Source organism: Rhizobium sp. PAMB 3182, from assembly GCF_052908355.1.
This window is the reverse complement of record NZ_CM128607.1, coordinates 995,137-1,010,772: the sequence shown is the minus strand read 5'-3', so window position 1 is coordinate 1,010,772 and position 15,636 is coordinate 995,137. Positions and strand designations below refer to the sequence as shown.

Genomic DNA, 15,636 nt, shown 5'->3' with positions numbered 1-15,636 from the left:
GCCATCCCCGGACGATGTCCCGGGCCGCCGAAAGGCATGAAGCCCGGACCCTTAAGGATGAAACTGCGCTGACGCGCATTTGCATCCGTCAGATCGGGATCGGAGACAAGCCATGCCCATGATCGCAGTTTCGGTATCGCCGCAGCAGGCCGCGCAGATCCGCGCAGCCGTCGAAAACGGAGGGTATGCCTCCGGCAGCCAGGTCGTCCGCGAGGCGTTGCATCTCTGGTCCGAGACCCGCAAGGCTGACGGATCGGCGACTGCACCGGACGACAAGTCCCCCACCATCACGCTGGGCGACAAGGCCTATGCCGGGCGCGTATGCATCGCCGAGCTATTCGACGCGCACCGCAATCGCTCGCGCGCCTGAGACGTCACAAAACCTTCATTGAACTGTCATTGAAAAATAAGGGTTTGTTGACGGCTTTTCGTCAGGCTGTTCCGGTATTTAATGTATTGCATACCGGGAGAGATTTTCATGACCGCTTTAGCGACCGTTGGCGCGGAAGTCGTGCGCCGTTTTGCCGACGACCAGCTTGTGTCACTCGCGAAACTGGTCGTCGAAACGGCCTTCCAGCCGATCGTCGAAGCGGGCACCGGCGCCGTCTTCGGCTATGAATCCCTGCTGCGCGGCTTCGACCGCATCGGATTCACCAGCCCGCTCGATTTCCTCGACCATGCCGCGACCACCGGCCATCTGGTCGCGGTCGAACAGATGCTGGCCAGCCGTTCGCTCGCCAAGTTCGCCACCCTCCCGGATTTTGCCTCGACGACACTGTTCCTCAATGTCGACGTCCGCCTCATCCCTCAGGGCGAGGAGATCATCGAGCGTCTCGTGCGCCATCTCGCCAAGAACGCCATTCCCCCATCCTCCATCTGCTTCGAGCTCTCCGAGCGCTTCGACAACACCCGCGTCCCGGAATTCGGCGGCTTCTTCGAAAAGGCCCGCAAGGCCGGCTTCAAGCTGGCGATCGACGACTTCGGCGTCGGCCATGGCGAGACCAAGCTCCTCTGCGACTATCCGGTCGACTATATGAAGATCGACCGCCACTTCGTTTCCGGCATCGACCGCAGCGGCCGCAAGCGCCATCTCTTCAAGCACCTGGTCAACATGGCGCATGTCCTGGGCGTCCGGGTGATCGCCGAGGGCGTCGAGACCGAGGCCGAGTTCCTGGCCTGCCGCGAATACGGCGCCGACCTCGTGCAGGGCTGGTACATCGCCAGGCCGACGACCGCGATTGCCGAACTGCGCCAGTCCTTCCCACATCTGCAGGAGGTCGGCCGTCCCAAGCCATCGCTGCAGTCGCTCGACGAGATCCTCATCCGCAAGCAGGTGGAAGTCCTGCCGGTCGTCCATGAGAACGACGGCATCGAGGAGGTATTCACCCATTTCCGCCAGAACCCCAAGCAGGCATTCTTCCCGGTCTTGAACGCCAATGACGAGCCGCGCGGCGTCATCCACGAGCATCACCTGAAGGAATACATCTACCAGCCCTTCGGCCGCGACCTTCTGAAGAACCGTCTCTACGAGCGCACCATCGCCAATTTCGTCGACCGCGTGCCGGTCGTCGGCCTCGACAGCAATGCCGAAAGCCTGATGGCGACCTTTGCCAATGTGGAAGGCGCCGATTGCATCATCCTCACCGAGAACATGCGCTATGCCGGCGTCATCTCCGCCGCTTCGCTGATCAAGATCATCAACGAGAAGCAGGTCCGCATTGCCCAGGACCAGAACCCGCTGACGGGGCTTCCCGGCAACCGCTCGATCCGCGACTTCATGCAGATGAGCGCACGTGACGGAGATGAGAACCGCTTCTTCTGCTATTGCGACTTCGACACCTTCAAGCCGTTCAACGATCACTACGGCTTCCAGGCCGGCGACCACGCGATCGCGCTCTTTGCCCGCCTCATGCACCGCTATTTCTTCTCGCAGGGCGATTTCCTCGGCCATATCGGCGGCGACGACTTCTTCATCGGGTCGTCGAGCCGCAACCGGGCGGAAATCGCCGCGGTGCTCGCCCGCCTGCAGCAGGATTTCCGCAGCGACGCGGCCGAGCTCTATTCCGAAGCCGACCGCGCCGCCGGCGGCATCTTCGGCCATGGGCGCAGCGGCGAAAGCCAGTTTTTCCCGCTTCTGCGCTGCTCGATCGCCGTCATCGAACTCCCTTGCGGCCTTGTCATCGAGGACATCGGCCGTATCAGCGCCGCGATCGCCGACATCAAGGGCGAGGCCAAGGAGAGCGATGCCGGATTGGTTTTCCGCGAGATTTGATCGACGATTGACGGGTGAAATCGGCGGTCAGCGCCCTATAGTCTCTTTCAGGACGTATGAGTCGCAGCCTGAAAGGGGGAGTTATCCGTGTCATTGCCCGAAAAGATGCGCTACGTGGCGCTTGCCGCGCCCGGCGCGCCGGAAGTCATGCACCTTGCCGACGGCCCGTTGCCGGAGCTGAAGTCCGGCGAGATCCTTGTCAAGGTTGAGGCGGCCGGCGTCAATCGTCCGGATGTCGCCCAGCGCCAAGGCACCTATCCGCCGCCGAAGGATGCAAGCCCCATCCTCGGCCTCGAGGTCGCCGGCACGGTCGCCGCCATCGCCCCGGATGTCGACGGCTTTTCCATCGGCGATCCGGTCTGTGCGCTGGCCAATGGCGGCGGCTATGCCGAGTATTGCGCCGTGCCCGCCGGTCAGGCGCTGCCGTTTCCCAAGGGCTACGATGCACTGCGCGCCGCCGCGATCCCGGAAACCTTCTTCACCGTATATGCCAACCTGTTCATGATGGGCGGGCTGAAGGCAGGTGAGAAGGTGCTGATCCATGGCGGGTCGAGCGGCATCGGCACGGTGGCGATCCAACTCGCCAGCGCTTTCGGCGCCGAGGTCTATACGACCGCCGGCTCGAAGGAGAAGTGCGATGCCTGCGTCGAGCTCGGCGCGAAGCGCGCCATCAACTACCGTGAGGAGGACTTTGCCGCCGTCATCCGCCAGGAGACCGGCAAGGCCGGCGTCGACGTCATCCTCGACATGATCGGGGCCTCCTATTTCCAGCGCAACATCGGCTCGCTCGCCCGCGACGGCCGCCTCGTCATCATTGCCTTCCTCGGCGGCGCGGTTGCCGAGAAGGTCGACCTGACTTCGATCATGCTCAAGCGGCTGACGGTCACCGGCTCGACCATGCGCCCGCGCACCGCAGACGAAAAGCGCGAGATCCGCGACCAGCTGTTGATGAAGGTCTGGCCGCTGCTCGACGAGGGCAAGGTCGCCCCCGTGGTCCACTCCACCATGCCCTTCGCCGACGTCGTCAAGGCCCACCGCCTGATGGAATCCAGCCGCCACATCGGCAAGATCATGCTGGAGATGTGAGCCATACCGGTTCCTTGTATTGCTGCTCAAATGAGCTATATTAAGGATCAATTGAGTTTAATTCGGGTGGCTGAACATGAGCGAACCGGCACTGGCAACGGCGAAACACCCGGCTGGCAACAGCGAGCCGGACGAGATCATCTCGATCTCCGATCACCTCGACCTCTTCCATTCGCCCGCCTGGATGCGTGTCGGTCTGATCCGGGCCGGCGTGCCCGCGCGTGACGTCAAGGCGCTTCAGGAACGGCTGAACATGCCGCAGGGCCTGCTGCTCGACAGCCTGAAGATTTCCCCGGCTACCCTCAATCGCAAGGTGGGCCGCAAGGACAACCTTTCGCCGGAAGACAGCGAGCGCGTTGTCGGCATCGCCAAGATGATCGGGCAGGTGGAGGAAATCGTCCGCCAGTCGGGCGAGATCGAAGGCTTCGATTCGGCGCAGTGGCTCTCCGAATGGCTGCAGCAGCCCGCACCGGCGCTTGCCGGGGCAAGGCCGCTCGATTTCCTCGATACCGTCGAGGGGCAGGCGATGGTCTCCGGCCTGATCGCCCAGATGCAGAGCGGGGCCTACGCATGACGGCAGGCGTTTGGCGTATCGCCACCGATACGCCGGACTACGAGGCCGACGACCTGTCCGGCGCCGGGGCTCAGGCCACCGGTGGCCGCTGGAACGAGAAGGGTTCCGCCGTTCTCTACTGTTCAAGCTCTATCGCGCTCGCCGCGCTCGAAACGCTGGTGCATCTCGGCTCCGCCGGGCTGCCGCTGAACCGCTATCTGGTGCGCATCGACATTCCCGATGATGTCTTCGCCGCCGCCGAGGTCCTCGATGCCACCACGGCGCCCGTCGGATGGGATGCGCGGCCGCCCGGCCGGGCGAGCATTGCCTACGGCACCCGCTGGCTTGCCGGACGCAAGACCCTCTGCCTCGTCGTGCCCTCCATCATCGCGCCGGAGGAAACCAACATTCTCGTCAATCCGCAGCATCCGGACATCGGCCGGCTCACCGCCACCAAGCTCCGCCGCTGGGACTACGATCCGCGGCTGCGCGGCGGTCCGGGTCCGGCATGAGGCCGCGCGTGCCATTTGCGGTCGGGAGCCGCGCCGCAGCATGAACGAAAGCACCATCCACCGCCTCTTCGAGGTGAGCGTCATCCTCAAGGGCCTGCATGCGGCTGTCGAATGCATTGGCGGGCTGACGCTCGCCTTTGTCAGCACCGGCTCCATCCTCGGGCTGGTCAAATGGATGACCCAGAGCGAGCTGCTCGAGGATCCGCATGATTTCGTCGCCACCCATCTGCTTGCCTGGGCCCAGGGCTTTTCCGTCGGCACCAAGACCTTCTACGCCTTCTATCTTTTAAGCCACGGCCTGGTGAAGCTGCTGCTCGTCGCCGGGCTCTTGAAGGAAAAGCTCTGGGCCTATCCGGCCTCGCTTGTCGTCATGGGTCTCTTCATCGCCTACCAGCTCTACCGCTTTTCCTACACCCACAGCCTCTTCCTGATCGTGCTCACTGTCTTCGACATCGTCGTCATCGCACTCATCTGGCACGAATACCGCCTCATGCGCCGCCATCTGCCGGTTCGGTGAAGGGGAGGGGGGCACCCTTCCCAAGCCGCCGCCGATCCTCTATGTACGCGGCCAAAACGCCCCGTCAGAACGGCCCGAAGGAAATGGTCATGGAAAATCCGGTCCTCGTCGAAGTCACCCGCGGAAATCGCGTCGAAAGCCGTCATCGCGGCATGATCGCCGTTGTCGATGGTGATGGCGCGGTCGTGTGGTCGAAGGGCGATATCGACAGCGCCGTCTTCCCGCGCTCGGCCTGCAAGGCGATGCAGGCGCTGCCGCTCGTCGAAAGCGGCGCGGCGGATGCCTATGGCTTCGGCGACAAGGAGCTCGCCTTTTCCGGCGCGTCGCATTCGGGCGAGGCGGCGCATGTCTCGCTGGCGGCTTCGATGCTGGCCCGCGCGGGCCTTTCCGAAGACGATCTCGAATGCGGCGCCCACTGGTCCTTCTACCAGCCGGTCGCCATCGAGCAGGCGCGCGAAATGGCGGTCCCGACCGCGCTCCACAACAACTGCTCGGGCAAGCATTCCGGTTTCCTGTGCGCCTGCGCCCATTCCGGCACGCGGCTGAAAGGCTATGTCGGCTATGAGCACCCGTTCCAGGGCGAGCTGCGCGGCATCATGGAAAACCTCACCGGCGCCGTCCATGACGCCGATATCTGCGGCACCGACGGCTGCTCGATCCCGACCTATGCCATTCCGCTCAAAAACCTCGCCCACGGCTTCGCGAAGATGGCGACCGGCACGAGGCTGGAACCCGTGCGGGCGAAAGCCGCCACGCGCCTGTTGAACGCCGCCATGGCCGAGCCTTTCTATGTTGCCGGCACCAACCGCTTCTGCACGCGGTTGATGGAGGCCGTGCCCGGCAAGGTCTTCGCCAAGGTCGGCGCCGAAGGCGTCTATTGCGCCGTCATTCCGGAAAAGGGGATCGCCATCGCGCTGAAATGCGAGGACGGCGCCGAGCGTGCGGCAAACGCCATGGTGGCCGGCACGCTCGCCCGCTTCTTCGACGAAGGCAGCACCGAGAAGGCGGCCCTTCTCGGCCTCGCCAATCACGCCATGCATAACTGGAACGGCATCCATGTCGGCGACGTCCGCATCGCAGAACCGCTCGCCAGTTGATCGCCGTCTGATCGTCAGTGACCGGCCGCTGATCGCGGCCGGCTGCATTCCCGCCTGCCGGTTCACCTTCCGGTAGCGGATTGTCCCGTTTCGGCACGGCTTTCCCGATCCGCCGCCGCGCTTGGGCCCCGTCGTCGCGATCCGTCAACCAGCCGCACAGGCTTTCCTGCGGGCATTTGGCGGAGATGCTAGTCTTCCTTTCGTCATGCAGCAGGGTTCGGCCCTCGTGGCCGGCCGCGTTGCATCAATGTGGCACGAAGGCGCCGCGGCCGCTGTGTTCGGCCCCGGGGAGAGGGAGACCCGCCGGTGTTTGCAGGACGCTATGTCTGGTGGATGTTGATGGCGGTCACCGCGTTCCTGTTCTTCGCGGTGTTCTATCCCTATGTCGTCTGGTTCTTCGCGGCGCTGACCGAATGTTCCGCGACGCCCGAGGGCTGTGCCGGCCAGTCCGCCTTCTTCAACGGCTTCCTGAAGCCCTTTGGCCTGACGATGACGGCGCTCGTCGTCTTCGGCTGCAGCGCCGCGCGCATCCTCTACCTGCGCCTGGCGCCCGCCTGGATCGCCGCGATCGGCATCTGGCTTGCCGCATCCGCCGGCAAGCTCATGATGCTGGCCTCGCTGTGGAGCGGCGCGCCGCGCCCGGACGTGCTCATCGAAACCACGCCGCAGCAGGTCCTGTTCCTCGCGGCCCTGCTCATCTTCCTCGCGTTCCCGATCGAGTCCTTCAAGGAATCGTCAAGCCCGCCCTGGCGGGTGGCCAACTGGCTCGCCGGCCTTGCCGCCGCTTGGTCCTGTGTTGTGGCGTTTGCCGGAATGGAAGAGCTGCCGGCGCTTCTCCACCGACTGCCCGGCCCAGGCCTAGCCGTTTCGGCGGTTGATTATCTGCAAGGCTTCGGCACATCACTCGCCGGTATGGGCGGGCTCGTCTCCAGTCCTGCGCTGTCGATGTTCATCGTCTATTTCGGCGTCCTGGCGCTCCTCGTCATCCTCAGGATACGCCCGGCGGTCACGTCGCTGGCGCCTCCGCCGGCAGAGAAGCCGAGACGCCGGCGATATCCCGTGCCATTGCGCCCGGCCCGCTGAAGAGGGGCCGCGGCCGTTACACCGGCAGGACTTCCGCCTCGCGCTTCATCATCATCGCCTTGAAGGCCGGTCGTGACTGGCAGCGCGCCAGCCAGTCCTTTACCTTCGGGTGGCTGTCGAACAGCGCCGTCTGCGTTTGCGCATAACGCAGCACCTCCGCCATGTTGAGGTCGGCGACGGTGAACCGGTCGGCAGCGAGATAGGGGCTCTCACTCAAGCGCTTTTCCAGGATTTCGAACGGCTTGGCGAGCAGCAGGACCGCCTCGCGGATCGTCCGTCGTCCGTCCTCCGTCCCTTCCGCCTCGTTGTCGTAGGTCAGCACGATCCTCACGCTCTGCGGCTCGATCTGGGTGGCGGCAAACAACGTCCACTGCGCGATCATGCCGTCCTCGCTTGCATCGGCGCTGGCAAGCGGCACGCCATGGCGGCGGGCGAGGTAGAGGTTGATCGCCAGCGATTCCGTCAGCACCAGCCCGTCGTCCTCCACCGCCGGGATCTGGCCCGCGGGATTGACGGCGAGGAAGTCCGGCGAGCGTGTGTTGATCGGTGCATCGGCGGCTTGCGGATCGGAAAGCAGCCGCGCCTGCACGACGGGGACCGAGCGGTGTTCGAGGCCGAGTTCCTCCGCCATCCAGTAATTGCGCGATGCGCGCGAGTGATAGACGCCGTAGATCGTCAGCATGCCGGGCTCCGTAAGGCTCCTGTTGGTTGCAGCGACACTAACCGGGCAGGCGGCGTGCGGGAAGCGGCCGGCCGATGACTTTTCGGCAGGCACCCATCACGCCGTCTGATGGATCAGCCCTTGACGACCCGGTTCCGTCCGACCGTCAGATGGTCGTAACCGCCGGCGTCCTCGGCGAGCTCGCCGGTCGCCTTTTCCAGCCAGCGGAAGCCGAGCACTCCGCCCTCCGCGACATCCTGGAACAGGTTGTCGGAAATAAGTGCGCTGCCAGCGCCTTCGACGACGCTGACAGCGCAGCCGACCGGCGTACTGCGGACCATGTTGCCGGTGGCGACGAGATTGCGCAGATAGGGCCCCCAGCCCAGCGATATGCCCCAGTGCGGCGCATTCTCGACGACGTTGTTGGAAATGACGGTGTCGGCCTCGGCCGCAATCCCGTAGCCGAAGCCGCCGTCCTGCTCGTAAGGCCCGGTCGCCGACAGGTTGCGGACGATGTTGCCGGTGACGACGGCAAGCCTGCCGCCATTGTCGAAGTTGACGATGGAAATGCCGTTGGCGGCTCCGTCGACCAGGTTGCCGGAAACCACCGCCCCCTCGAAGCCGAATTCCGAATAGATCGCCGTCTCGCCGGAGTTCAGGCACTGGTTGTTGACGATCTGCACGTCCGAGCCGGCGTTCGAGCGGATCGCGGAAAAGGCGCAGTCGGAGACGTGGTTTGCGGAGATCAGCACATTGTCGGCGCGGAAGACATTGATGCCGTTGCCGTTCTCGCCCGTGCCTCCGGCCTTGGCGCTGATCCTCCGCACGCGGTTGCCGGAGACCATGCTGGCGTCCGGACCTTTCGTCCAGCGGTGGACGAGGATGCCGCCATTGCCGCAATCCTCGACGATGTTGTCGGCGATCGCCATGCCGGTGCACTCGACCGCGTAGACGCCGGCATCGCCGGCGCCGGCGATCCGGCAGTCGCGGACATGCCCGCCGCAGCGCTCCAGCTGCAGGGCGTGCTTTGAAGAGCCGCGGATCTCGCAATTGTCGAAGGTGACCTCGCTCACCGCGCGGGCGTGGACCAGCGCCGGGGCATAGTCGGCGAGCCACCGCTGCCCGCCGTCGATGACGAGATTGGAGAAACTGACTCGCTGGACCTCGTTGGCGGCGAACAGATAGCCGTCGCCGTCATAGAGAATGCGCGTCTGGCCGGCGACGCCGGTGATGTGCACGCCGTCCGGCAGTTCGATGTTCGAGATCGCATAGTCGCCCGGCGGCAGGAACACGGGCGCACGGTTGCGCGTCGCCTCTTTCAGGAGATCGCTGAACGTCCTGCTCTTGCGATCGGCCGCGGCCGGCAGGTAGCCGGCCGACGCCTTGCCGATCGGCCCGCGCAGCACCGTGTCCGCGACGCCCGGTGCCTGGGCGCTGGCGCGGCTCGAAAGTCCGGCTGCGGCTGCGGCGGCAAGTCCCGCCATCAACGTGCGTCTTTGAAACATCCCGTCACTCCTTGCCATCATGGCAGCACAAAGCGTGCCAGACGGACATGTCCCGAAATGGGACAAATTGCGGGGTCGGACGACTTTCGCAGGCGGGGTTGATCTATATCAACGAGCGCCGTCCCGGAGCCGCTAGATTGAAATCCGCAATGACCGGGACGCAATGACGACGACTTCTTCAGTCGATGTCCGGCGCATTTCCTGGGAGCGGCCGGCGCCTCTCGAAAAGGCATTGGCCTGCTGGAAACTAAGGTGTCATTCGAGCTGTTGTGGCGACGGCGATGAATGACAGCGCCAGTGATGCTGCCGACAGGAATGGGGCTTCCTGCTCGGCGATATTGTCGGCTACCGGTCATTGCGTCCTTTCTCCCGGCGCTTTCGCGGTTCACGCGGGCGCCGGTTTCTTTTTGCGCACAGCTTTGCGACTCCTTAACCACGATCCGATTTCCGGCGCGCCTGCCGGCAGTCTCGGCCTCCATGGTCGCCATTCGCAACCCCCGGTTAATGCTGTGGCTCTATAAATCCCGGTTGAGGAAATGTTTCACTGGTCGATCATGAAGAACAAGTCGCCGCAATTTTCGAAATGGAGCGCGACGGGCAGAACCGGCCCCGACCGGCTTGCCGATGTGATGACCGACCGCCTGCTTTCGGCAGGCCGCGCCCTCAACAGCCACGCCATGGTGATCGGAAACCAGCAGATCTCGGCGCTGCCGCGCGAGGCCTGGCTGGAAGAGATTTTCGAGGTGACGCCCGACTATCTCTGGGCCAAGGACCGTCAGAGCCGCTACGTCGTCGCCAATGCCGCGATGCTGGCCGACACGCCCTTTGCGACGGCCGAGGAGATCGCCGGCAAGACCGATTTCGATATCCACGACAAGGCGATGGCCGAACAGTTCTTCGCCCGCGAACAACAGATCATGGCGAGCGGCAAGTCGGAAATCGGCCGGACCGAACGGATCATCGATGCTCATGGCAAGGTGAAATGGGTGCTGACCAGCAAGGTGCCGGTCTGGTCGGAAACCGGGGAGGTGATCGGCGTCATCTGCTGCGGTCACGACATCACCGCCCGCAAGCTCGCCGAAGACCTGCTCAAGGGCCAGTCGGCGCTGATGGAAATGATCACCCTCAGCAAGCCGGTCGAAACCATTCTGGATGAGCTCCTGCGCCTGATCGAGGGGCTGCTCGACGGGGTGATGTCCTCGCTTCTGCTTCTCGATGAAACCGGAACGCATCTGCGCAAATGCGCCGCGCCGACGCTGCCTGTCGCCTGGAGCGACCTGATCGACGGCGTCAAGATCGGCCCGTCCGTCGGCTCCTGCGGAACGGCCGCCTGGACCGGCAAGCCGGTGATCGTCGAGGACATCTTCACGAACCCGCTCTGGGCGGACTATTGCGAGCTGGCCCGGCCGTTCGGCTTGCGATCCTGTTGGTCGACGCCGATCTTCTCGCATGACGGCCGCGTGCTCGGCACGTTCGGCCTCTATTCGCTGCAAGCCGGGGCGCCGGATGATTACGCCAAGTCGCTCATCCAGTTCGCAACCGATATTGCCGGCATCGCACTCGACCGCAAATATGCCGAGGACCGCATCCGCTTCATGGCGCTGCACGACACGCTGACCGGCCTGCCGAACCGCGCGACGCTGCAGAAGAACCTGCAGGAGACCATCGATGCGGCCCGCATCGCCGGCGAGGGCGTGATGGTCGCCTATATCGACGTCGACAATTTCAAGATGGTCAATGACAGCCTGGGGCATGCTGCCGGCGATGAGGCGCTGCGCAGCGTCGCTGCGAGGCTGGGCCAGTCCCTGCCGTGCCTCGAAGCGGCCTACCGCATGGGCGGCGACGAGTTCCTGGTCGTCATGCGGGATCGCGATCCCACCTGCACGAGCGCCTGGGAAAGCCTTCTCGCGATACACCGCAAGCTCGCCGATCCGATCCTGGCGGCGGGCACCGACTTTTCCATTACCTGCAGCGTCGGTGCTTCCGGGTTTCCCGGCACGGCCGGCGACATGGAGGCGCTGCTGGCCCAGGCCGACGCCGCCATGTACCGCGCCAAGGCCTTCGGGCGCGACAATTGCCAGCGCTACAATGCCGACATGGAAACCAATGTGCGCGAGCGGCTGGCGCTGCACGAGGAACTGCGCATCGGCATCGAGAACGACCAGCTGCGGCTGGTCTACCAGCCGCAGATCGAGCTTTCCTCTGGCCGCATCGTCGGCCTGGAGGCGCTGGTGCGCTGGCAGCATCCCCGGCGCGGCCTGATCCCGCCGGCGATCTTCATTCCGGTTGCCGAGGAATCCGGCCTGATCTCCCAGCTTGGCAGCTGGGTCTTGGCGGAAGCCTGTCGCCAGAACCGGCTCTGGCAGGATGCGGGCCTGCCGCAAGTCCCGGTTTCGGTGAACGTCGCCGCACGTCAGTTTCGGGAGCAGGGCTTCATCGACGTGGTGCGCGATGCGCTCGCCGCCAACCGGCTGAGCCCCGCAAGCCTTGAGGTGGAGGTGACGGAAAGCCTGATCATGCAAGACCTGCCGCACGCGGTCGCCACCATGGAGGAGCTGGACGCGCTCGGCGTGCGCATCGCCATCGATGATTTCGGCACCGGCTATTCCAGCCTCAGCGCGCTCAAGCGCTTTCCCGTCTCGCGCCTGAAGATCGACCAGTCCTTCGTCGCCGGCCTTCCGGGCGACGAGAGCGACGCGGCGATCTGCTCGGCGGTCATCTCTATGGCGCAGAAGCTCAACCTCAAGGTCATCGCCGAAGGCGTCGAGACCATCGCGCAATCCGCCTTCCTGCGGTCTGCGGGCTGTGACCAGATCCAGGGCTACCTGATCTCGCGGCCGGTCTCGCCGGACGACATCGCCGATCTCCATCGCCAGCGCCGCTTCTGAGCGCTCTTGCCAGAAATGCCGCTTCATCGCAGCTTGGCATGATCAGGCTGTGCAGGGGGCTGGCAATGACGAAAGGCAGGCTGGAAGCGTTTTCGGATGGCGTGATCGCCATCTTCGTCGGCGTGGCCGCGACATGGCTCATTCCCGATCGCCGCTTCGAGCGGGTCCTGGCCGGCAAATGAGCGACAAAGATATATAGAAAACGATATTTTTTTGTCCTGGATCAATGCCGGGACCACGCCAACGCCTAGCCTTCCGCCATCAACGATGGACTGGAGGGCTTTACATGTTCCGTCTTGCTGCAATTCTCTATGTGCTGATCGCCTCCGCGCTCGCCGGCGCCGCCGTCGTCGCGGTCCTGTCGATGTCGATGATGGATGCGCGCTCGATCGTCGCCGCAGCGGTCGCGGGTGCCGTCATCGCCTTGCCCGCCACCTGGCTGGTCACGCGGCGGATATCTGCGACCGTATCACGGTGAGCCTCGCCGCTGTCTGACACGACAGCGGAAGCGGGTGGCCAAACATCGCGCATACCAAGCAAGACGGCCATCTCTAAGCCGTCTTGCGCAACCTAATATTTATCAATTTCGCCTAACCTCTCCGCAAAGAGGGGATTGTCGAGTTGTACAGTTTCAAATTGCAAATGGCGGACTGGATACAGGTCGCCGCAGCGTCTGCCGTCGGCACTTTCGTGTGCATAGTGCTGACGTTGCTGTTTGACGTGGACGTGTTGATCGAGGTTCCGGCAGGCCGACGCTTATGGGCCGTGCTCGACCATATGTTTGTGCCGCTCGTGATCGCCTTCCCGAATTTCCTGCTGGCCTCCTGGAAGATCGCCCAGTTGCGCGTGGCGCGCCGGGCGCTTGAGGTCCTGGCCATGACCGACGGGCTGACAGGCACGTTGAACCGCCGCGCCTTCGCGTGCCAGGTGGATGAGACGCTGCGCCGGCCGGTCAAGGGTGAGAAGCAAGACCGCATCGATGCGATGATGGTCGTCGACGTCGATCACTTCAAGCGCGTCAACGATACCTTCGGGCACGAGGTCGGCGACCGGGCGCTGCAGACCGTGACCAGCGCTGTTGCCGCAAGCCTTCCCCAGGGCGCCCTGTTCGGTCGCCTCGGAGGCGAGGAGTTTGCGGTCTTCATGCATGACACGGTGCCGTCCGTCGCCACGCTTGCTGCGGAAAACATCCGTCTGGCGGTGGCCACCTCCAAGTTCGAGGTCGGCGGCGTAACCTATCCGCTGAACGTCAGCATCGGCGTTGCCTGCGCCGACAATGCCGGCGGCTTCCGCGACCTCTACCATCAGGCGGATCTCTGCCTTTATGCGGCCAAGGAAGATGGACGCAATCGAGTCGTTGCGAAGCGCCTCTCCATCAAGAGCCGGGCGGCCGCCTGACGCCGGTGTCCGCCGCGTCCACCCAAGTCAGTTTCGCGCCAGCGCAACATGGAAGAGTGCCGCTGGATCATATCTGGTGACAGTGGGCGATTATGCTTTGCAATCTTTCTTTTCGGCGTCATGGGCTGCGCATCGGCGCGGTCCTTGCGATCTGCAACGGGCTGCAGGGATGCTATGTCCTGCCCGATACCGGCGCGACGGACCCCGACCGCTTCGTCGCCGAGACCTGGCCGGTCTATTACGAGCAGACGCCGAAGCAGAAGAAACATGTCGCCGACGCCGTCGTCGATTCGGTCGCTTCCACCTTCGGTCTCGACCAGGTGATCTGGGACGACGAGTATCGCGGCCGCAAGCTGCTCGCGAAGGAGACCTATGCGGGCAATGGCGGGCAGGTCTACCAGCCGGCCGGCGCTGGCGCTCCCTATTCCACGTTGCCGGTCATTCCGGGCGATCAGCCGGTCTACAAGTCTGCGGAAGAAGCATCAGGCTGCGACGTAGTGTGTTGAGCGCGTCGCGGATCTCCGGCGGGCTGTCGAGCGCGCAGCCCACCGCCTCCATGACCGGCTGAACCGCTTTCCGCGTCTCTGCCTCCCGCGCCTTGCCTTGGTCGGTCAGCGTGATCACCACCTGCCGTTCGTCGCGGCTGTCACGCCGTCGGGTGATCAGCCCGACCTGTTCCAGCCGCTTCAGGAGCGGTGACAGCGTGCCGGAATCGAGCATCAGCGCCTCGCCGATCGCCTTGACGGTGAGGGGGGCTTTTTCCCATAGCGCCAGCATCACGAGATACTGCGGATAGGTCAGCCCCAGCGGTTCGAGCACCGGCTTGTAGGCGCGGGTAAAGGCGTGGCTCGCCGAATAGATCGCGAAGCACAGCTGGTTTTCCAATGTGAATAGGTTTTTGCTCATCGTCTTGTCCTGGCCGGCTCGCTGTGCCGATCTCTCATGTTTCCATTGTTTCAGGCTTGACTCTCGAATGCAACGCGGTAAATTGAATTGTGTCCAATTTAATTTTGCACCAATTAAAGGAGTCTCGATATGGCAATTCTCTACCGGACCCAGGCCACCGCCGTCGGCGGTCGTGCCGGCAATGCGAAGTCGGATGACGGCGTTCTCGACGTGACGCTGACCGTGCCGAAGGAACTCGGCGGTGACGGCGCGCGCGGCACCAATCCGGAGCAGTTGTTTGCCGCCGGCTATTCCGCCTGCTTTACCGGCGCGCTGGGTGCTGCCGCCCGCAACGCCAAGGTCAAGCTGCCGGCGGATACGACCGTGACGGCCAAGGTCGGCATCGGCCCGCGCGACGACGGCACCGGCTTCGGCATTGAAGTGTCGATCGAGGCGAGCCTTCCGGGCATGGAGCGCGAACTGGCCGAAAAGCTGTTGGCCGACGCGCACATCATCTGCCCCTACAGCCACGCCATGCGCACTTCGACCGAAGTCAGCGCCACGCTTGCCGGCTGAGGTTTCAGATAAATCTCAGGACAATTCCGCGAGATCATGCCGCAGCCGGTCGAAATCCAGCTGCGGCCTTTCCTTTTCCAGTTCCTGGTGAACCGACTTCCACACCCACAGCGCGTCGGCAAGCACGGAGGCGCCGTCCTCCGTCAGCGCCAAGAGGCGTGAGCGGCGATCCTTCGGGTCGGCCTTGCTGGTGATCCACCCCCGCTTTTCAAGGGGTTTGAGTGCCGCCGTCAGCGTGGTGCGGTCCATGGCCAGCAGGTTGGCGACGGAACCGAGCGTCGGCGGCTCCGGCCGGTTGAGCGACATCATCAGCGAAAACTGCCCGTTCGTCACGCCATAGGGCTTCAGCGCATTGTCGAAGCGCCGGGCCAGCGCCCGCGCGGCGCGCTGCGCATGCAGGCACAGACAATGGTCGCGGACATGGATGGTGGTGGAATAGGGAACGGGTTGCTTGTTTGACATTGTCATATTATGTTGATATCAACTCAAAAGTCAAGTGAAACATATCGCATGCACTATGCATCATTCCGGCGCGTTGCGCGAGGTCCGGAATGCGCTCCTGCGCGATCCCATTACCCTTTCAGGGAAACGGTCCCCGAACAA

At 64.0% G+C, this 15,636-nt stretch carries 17 protein-coding genes; 13 read left to right on the top strand and 4 right to left on the bottom strand.

The features are described 5' to 3' along the window. The first annotated feature begins 112 nt into the window (after positions 1–112). The 8 genes from ACU5AZ_RS05180 (at position 113) to ACU5AZ_RS05145 (ending at position 7,120) form a co-directional block, all read left to right on the top strand. On the top strand, positions 113–370 hold the full coding sequence (locus ACU5AZ_RS05180; protein WP_446824960.1) for a ribbon-helix-helix domain-containing protein: 258 nt from the start codon (positions 113–115) through the stop codon (positions 368–370). A 108-nt stretch (positions 371–478) separates the two neighbouring features. Then, positions 479–2,272 (top strand): bifunctional diguanylate cyclase/phosphodiesterase, encoded by a 1,794-nt coding sequence (locus ACU5AZ_RS05175; protein WP_446824959.1) that lies wholly within the window; start codon positions 479–481, stop codon positions 2,270–2,272. A 105-nt stretch (positions 2,273–2,377) separates the two neighbouring features. Further along, on the top strand, positions 2,378–3,358 hold the full coding sequence (locus ACU5AZ_RS05170) for an NAD(P)H-quinone oxidoreductase (protein WP_446825923.1): 981 nt from the start codon (positions 2,378–2,380) through the stop codon (positions 3,356–3,358). Positions 3,359–3,434: 76 nt separating this feature from the next. Next, positions 3,435–3,932, top strand: a complete 498-nt coding sequence (gene parS / locus ACU5AZ_RS05165) for a type II RES/Xre toxin-antitoxin system antitoxin (protein ID WP_446824958.1) — start codon at positions 3,435–3,437, stop codon at positions 3,930–3,932. After that, entirely contained in the window at positions 3,929–4,423 is a 495-nt protein-coding gene (locus tag ACU5AZ_RS05160) for an RES family NAD+ phosphorylase (protein ID WP_446824957.1), read from the top strand. The genes parS and ACU5AZ_RS05160 overlap by 4 nt, the downstream gene beginning before the upstream one ends. Positions 4,424–4,463: 40 nt before the next feature. Beyond that, positions 4,464–4,940, top strand: coding sequence for a DUF2127 domain-containing protein (locus tag ACU5AZ_RS05155; RefSeq protein WP_446824956.1), 477 nt, complete (start codon positions 4,464–4,466; stop codon positions 4,938–4,940). Positions 4,941–5,029: 89 nt separating this feature from the next. Next, positions 5,030–6,037: an asparaginase gene (locus ACU5AZ_RS05150; protein WP_446824955.1), complete on the top strand. Its 1,008-nt coding sequence runs from the start codon at positions 5,030–5,032 to the stop codon at positions 6,035–6,037. A 306-nt stretch (positions 6,038–6,343) separates the two neighbouring features. After that, the gene (locus tag ACU5AZ_RS05145) at positions 6,344–7,120 is read left to right on the top strand and encodes a hypothetical protein (protein ID WP_446824954.1); all 777 of its coding nucleotides are present in this window, start codon (positions 6,344–6,346) and stop codon (positions 7,118–7,120) included. Positions 7,121–7,136: 16 nt separating this feature from the next. Here the strand turns inward: ACU5AZ_RS05145 and ACU5AZ_RS05140 are convergent, their stop codons facing one another. Together ACU5AZ_RS05140 and ACU5AZ_RS05135 are read right to left on the bottom strand one after the other, a co-directional pair. Then, the gene (locus ACU5AZ_RS05140; RefSeq protein ID WP_446824953.1) at positions 7,137–7,802 is read right to left on the bottom strand and encodes a glutathione S-transferase family protein; all 666 of its coding nucleotides are present in this window, start codon (positions 7,800–7,802) and stop codon (positions 7,137–7,139) included. Between the two features lie 113 nt (positions 7,803–7,915). Further along, a complete protein-coding gene (locus ACU5AZ_RS05135; protein WP_446824952.1) occupies positions 7,916–9,286 on the bottom strand; it encodes a TIGR03808 family TAT-translocated repetitive protein in 1,371 nt (456 codons plus the stop codon). 536 nt (positions 9,287–9,822) lie between these two features. Here ACU5AZ_RS05135 and ACU5AZ_RS05130 point away from each other — a divergent pair. The 4 genes from ACU5AZ_RS05130 to ACU5AZ_RS05115 all read left to right on the top strand — a co-directional run bounded on the left by ACU5AZ_RS05130 (position 9,823) and on the right by ACU5AZ_RS05115 (position 14,078). Beyond that, positions 9,823–12,174 (top strand): putative bifunctional diguanylate cyclase/phosphodiesterase, encoded by a 2,352-nt coding sequence (locus ACU5AZ_RS05130; RefSeq protein ID WP_446824951.1) that lies wholly within the window; start codon positions 9,823–9,825, stop codon positions 12,172–12,174. Between the two features lie 286 nt (positions 12,175–12,460). Then, entirely contained in the window at positions 12,461–12,652 is a 192-nt protein-coding gene (locus ACU5AZ_RS05125; RefSeq protein WP_446824950.1) for a hypothetical protein, read from the top strand. A 164-nt stretch (positions 12,653–12,816) separates the two neighbouring features. Continuing rightward, positions 12,817–13,572: a GGDEF domain-containing protein gene (locus ACU5AZ_RS05120; RefSeq protein ID WP_446824949.1), complete on the top strand. Its 756-nt coding sequence runs from the start codon at positions 12,817–12,819 to the stop codon at positions 13,570–13,572. 92 nt (positions 13,573–13,664) lie between these two features. After that, on the top strand, positions 13,665–14,078 hold the full coding sequence (locus tag ACU5AZ_RS05115) for a hypothetical protein (protein WP_446824948.1): 414 nt from the start codon (positions 13,665–13,667) through the stop codon (positions 14,076–14,078). Here the strand turns inward: ACU5AZ_RS05115 and ACU5AZ_RS05110 are convergent. Beyond that, positions 14,011–14,478, bottom strand: a complete 468-nt coding sequence (locus tag ACU5AZ_RS05110) for a MarR family winged helix-turn-helix transcriptional regulator (protein WP_446824947.1) — start codon at positions 14,476–14,478, stop codon at positions 14,011–14,013. The two genes, ACU5AZ_RS05115 and ACU5AZ_RS05110, sit on opposite strands and share 68 nt — an antisense overlap. A gap of 129 nt (positions 14,479–14,607) precedes the next feature. On the opposite strand from ACU5AZ_RS05110, the gene ACU5AZ_RS05105 reads away from it, so the two are divergent. Beyond that, on the top strand, positions 14,608–15,033 hold the full coding sequence (locus tag ACU5AZ_RS05105; protein WP_446824946.1) for an organic hydroperoxide resistance protein: 426 nt from the start codon (positions 14,608–14,610) through the stop codon (positions 15,031–15,033). Between the two features lie 15 nt (positions 15,034–15,048). Here ACU5AZ_RS05105 and ACU5AZ_RS05100 read toward each other — a convergent pair whose 3' ends face one another. Then, positions 15,049–15,495 carry a MarR family winged helix-turn-helix transcriptional regulator gene (locus ACU5AZ_RS05100; RefSeq protein ID WP_446824945.1) on the bottom strand — a complete coding sequence of 149 codons (447 nt, stop codon included), beginning with the start codon at positions 15,493–15,495 and terminating at the stop codon, positions 15,049–15,051. Positions 15,496–15,636 lie beyond the last annotated feature (141 nt).

Bases quoted from the DNA above. Each gene is read 5' to 3' on its own strand.
- ACU5AZ_RS05150 (WP_446824955.1), top strand. From the start codon at position 5,030: ATGGAAAATCCGGTCCTCGTCGAAGTCACCCGCGGAAATCGCGTCGAA.
- ACU5AZ_RS05170 (WP_446825923.1), top strand. From the start codon at position 2,378: ATGCGCTACGTGGCGCTTGCCGCGCCCGGCGCGCCGGAAGTCATGCAC.
- ACU5AZ_RS05135 (WP_446824952.1), bottom strand. From the start codon at position 9,286: ATGTTTCAAAGACGCACGTTGATGGCGGGACTTGCCGCCGCAGCCGCA.
- parS (WP_446824958.1), top strand. From the start codon at position 3,435: ATGAGCGAACCGGCACTGGCAACGGCGAAACACCCGGCTGGCAACAGC.
- ACU5AZ_RS05160 (WP_446824957.1), top strand. From the start codon at position 3,929: ATGACGGCAGGCGTTTGGCGTATCGCCACCGATACGCCGGACTACGAG.
- ACU5AZ_RS05105 (WP_446824946.1), top strand. From the start codon at position 14,608: ATGGCAATTCTCTACCGGACCCAGGCCACCGCCGTCGGCGGTCGTGCC.
- ACU5AZ_RS05140 (WP_446824953.1), bottom strand. From the start codon at position 7,802: ATGCTGACGATCTACGGCGTCTATCACTCGCGCGCATCGCGCAATTAC.
- ACU5AZ_RS05130 (WP_446824951.1), top strand. From the start codon at position 9,823: ATGTTTCACTGGTCGATCATGAAGAACAAGTCGCCGCAATTTTCGAAA.
- ACU5AZ_RS05175 (WP_446824959.1), top strand. From the start codon at position 479: ATGACCGCTTTAGCGACCGTTGGCGCGGAAGTCGTGCGCCGTTTTGCC.
- ACU5AZ_RS05110 (WP_446824947.1), bottom strand. From the start codon at position 14,478: ATGAGCAAAAACCTATTCACATTGGAAAACCAGCTGTGCTTCGCGATC.
- ACU5AZ_RS05180 (WP_446824960.1), top strand. From the start codon at position 113: ATGCCCATGATCGCAGTTTCGGTATCGCCGCAGCAGGCCGCGCAGATC.
- ACU5AZ_RS05155 (WP_446824956.1), top strand. From the start codon at position 4,464: ATGAACGAAAGCACCATCCACCGCCTCTTCGAGGTGAGCGTCATCCTC.
- ACU5AZ_RS05125 (WP_446824950.1), top strand. From the start codon at position 12,461: ATGTTCCGTCTTGCTGCAATTCTCTATGTGCTGATCGCCTCCGCGCTC.
- ACU5AZ_RS05100 (WP_446824945.1), bottom strand. From the start codon at position 15,495: ATGTCAAACAAGCAACCCGTTCCCTATTCCACCACCATCCATGTCCGC.
- ACU5AZ_RS05115 (WP_446824948.1), top strand. From the start codon at position 13,665: ATGCTTTGCAATCTTTCTTTTCGGCGTCATGGGCTGCGCATCGGCGCG.
- ACU5AZ_RS05120 (WP_446824949.1), top strand. From the start codon at position 12,817: ATGGCGGACTGGATACAGGTCGCCGCAGCGTCTGCCGTCGGCACTTTC.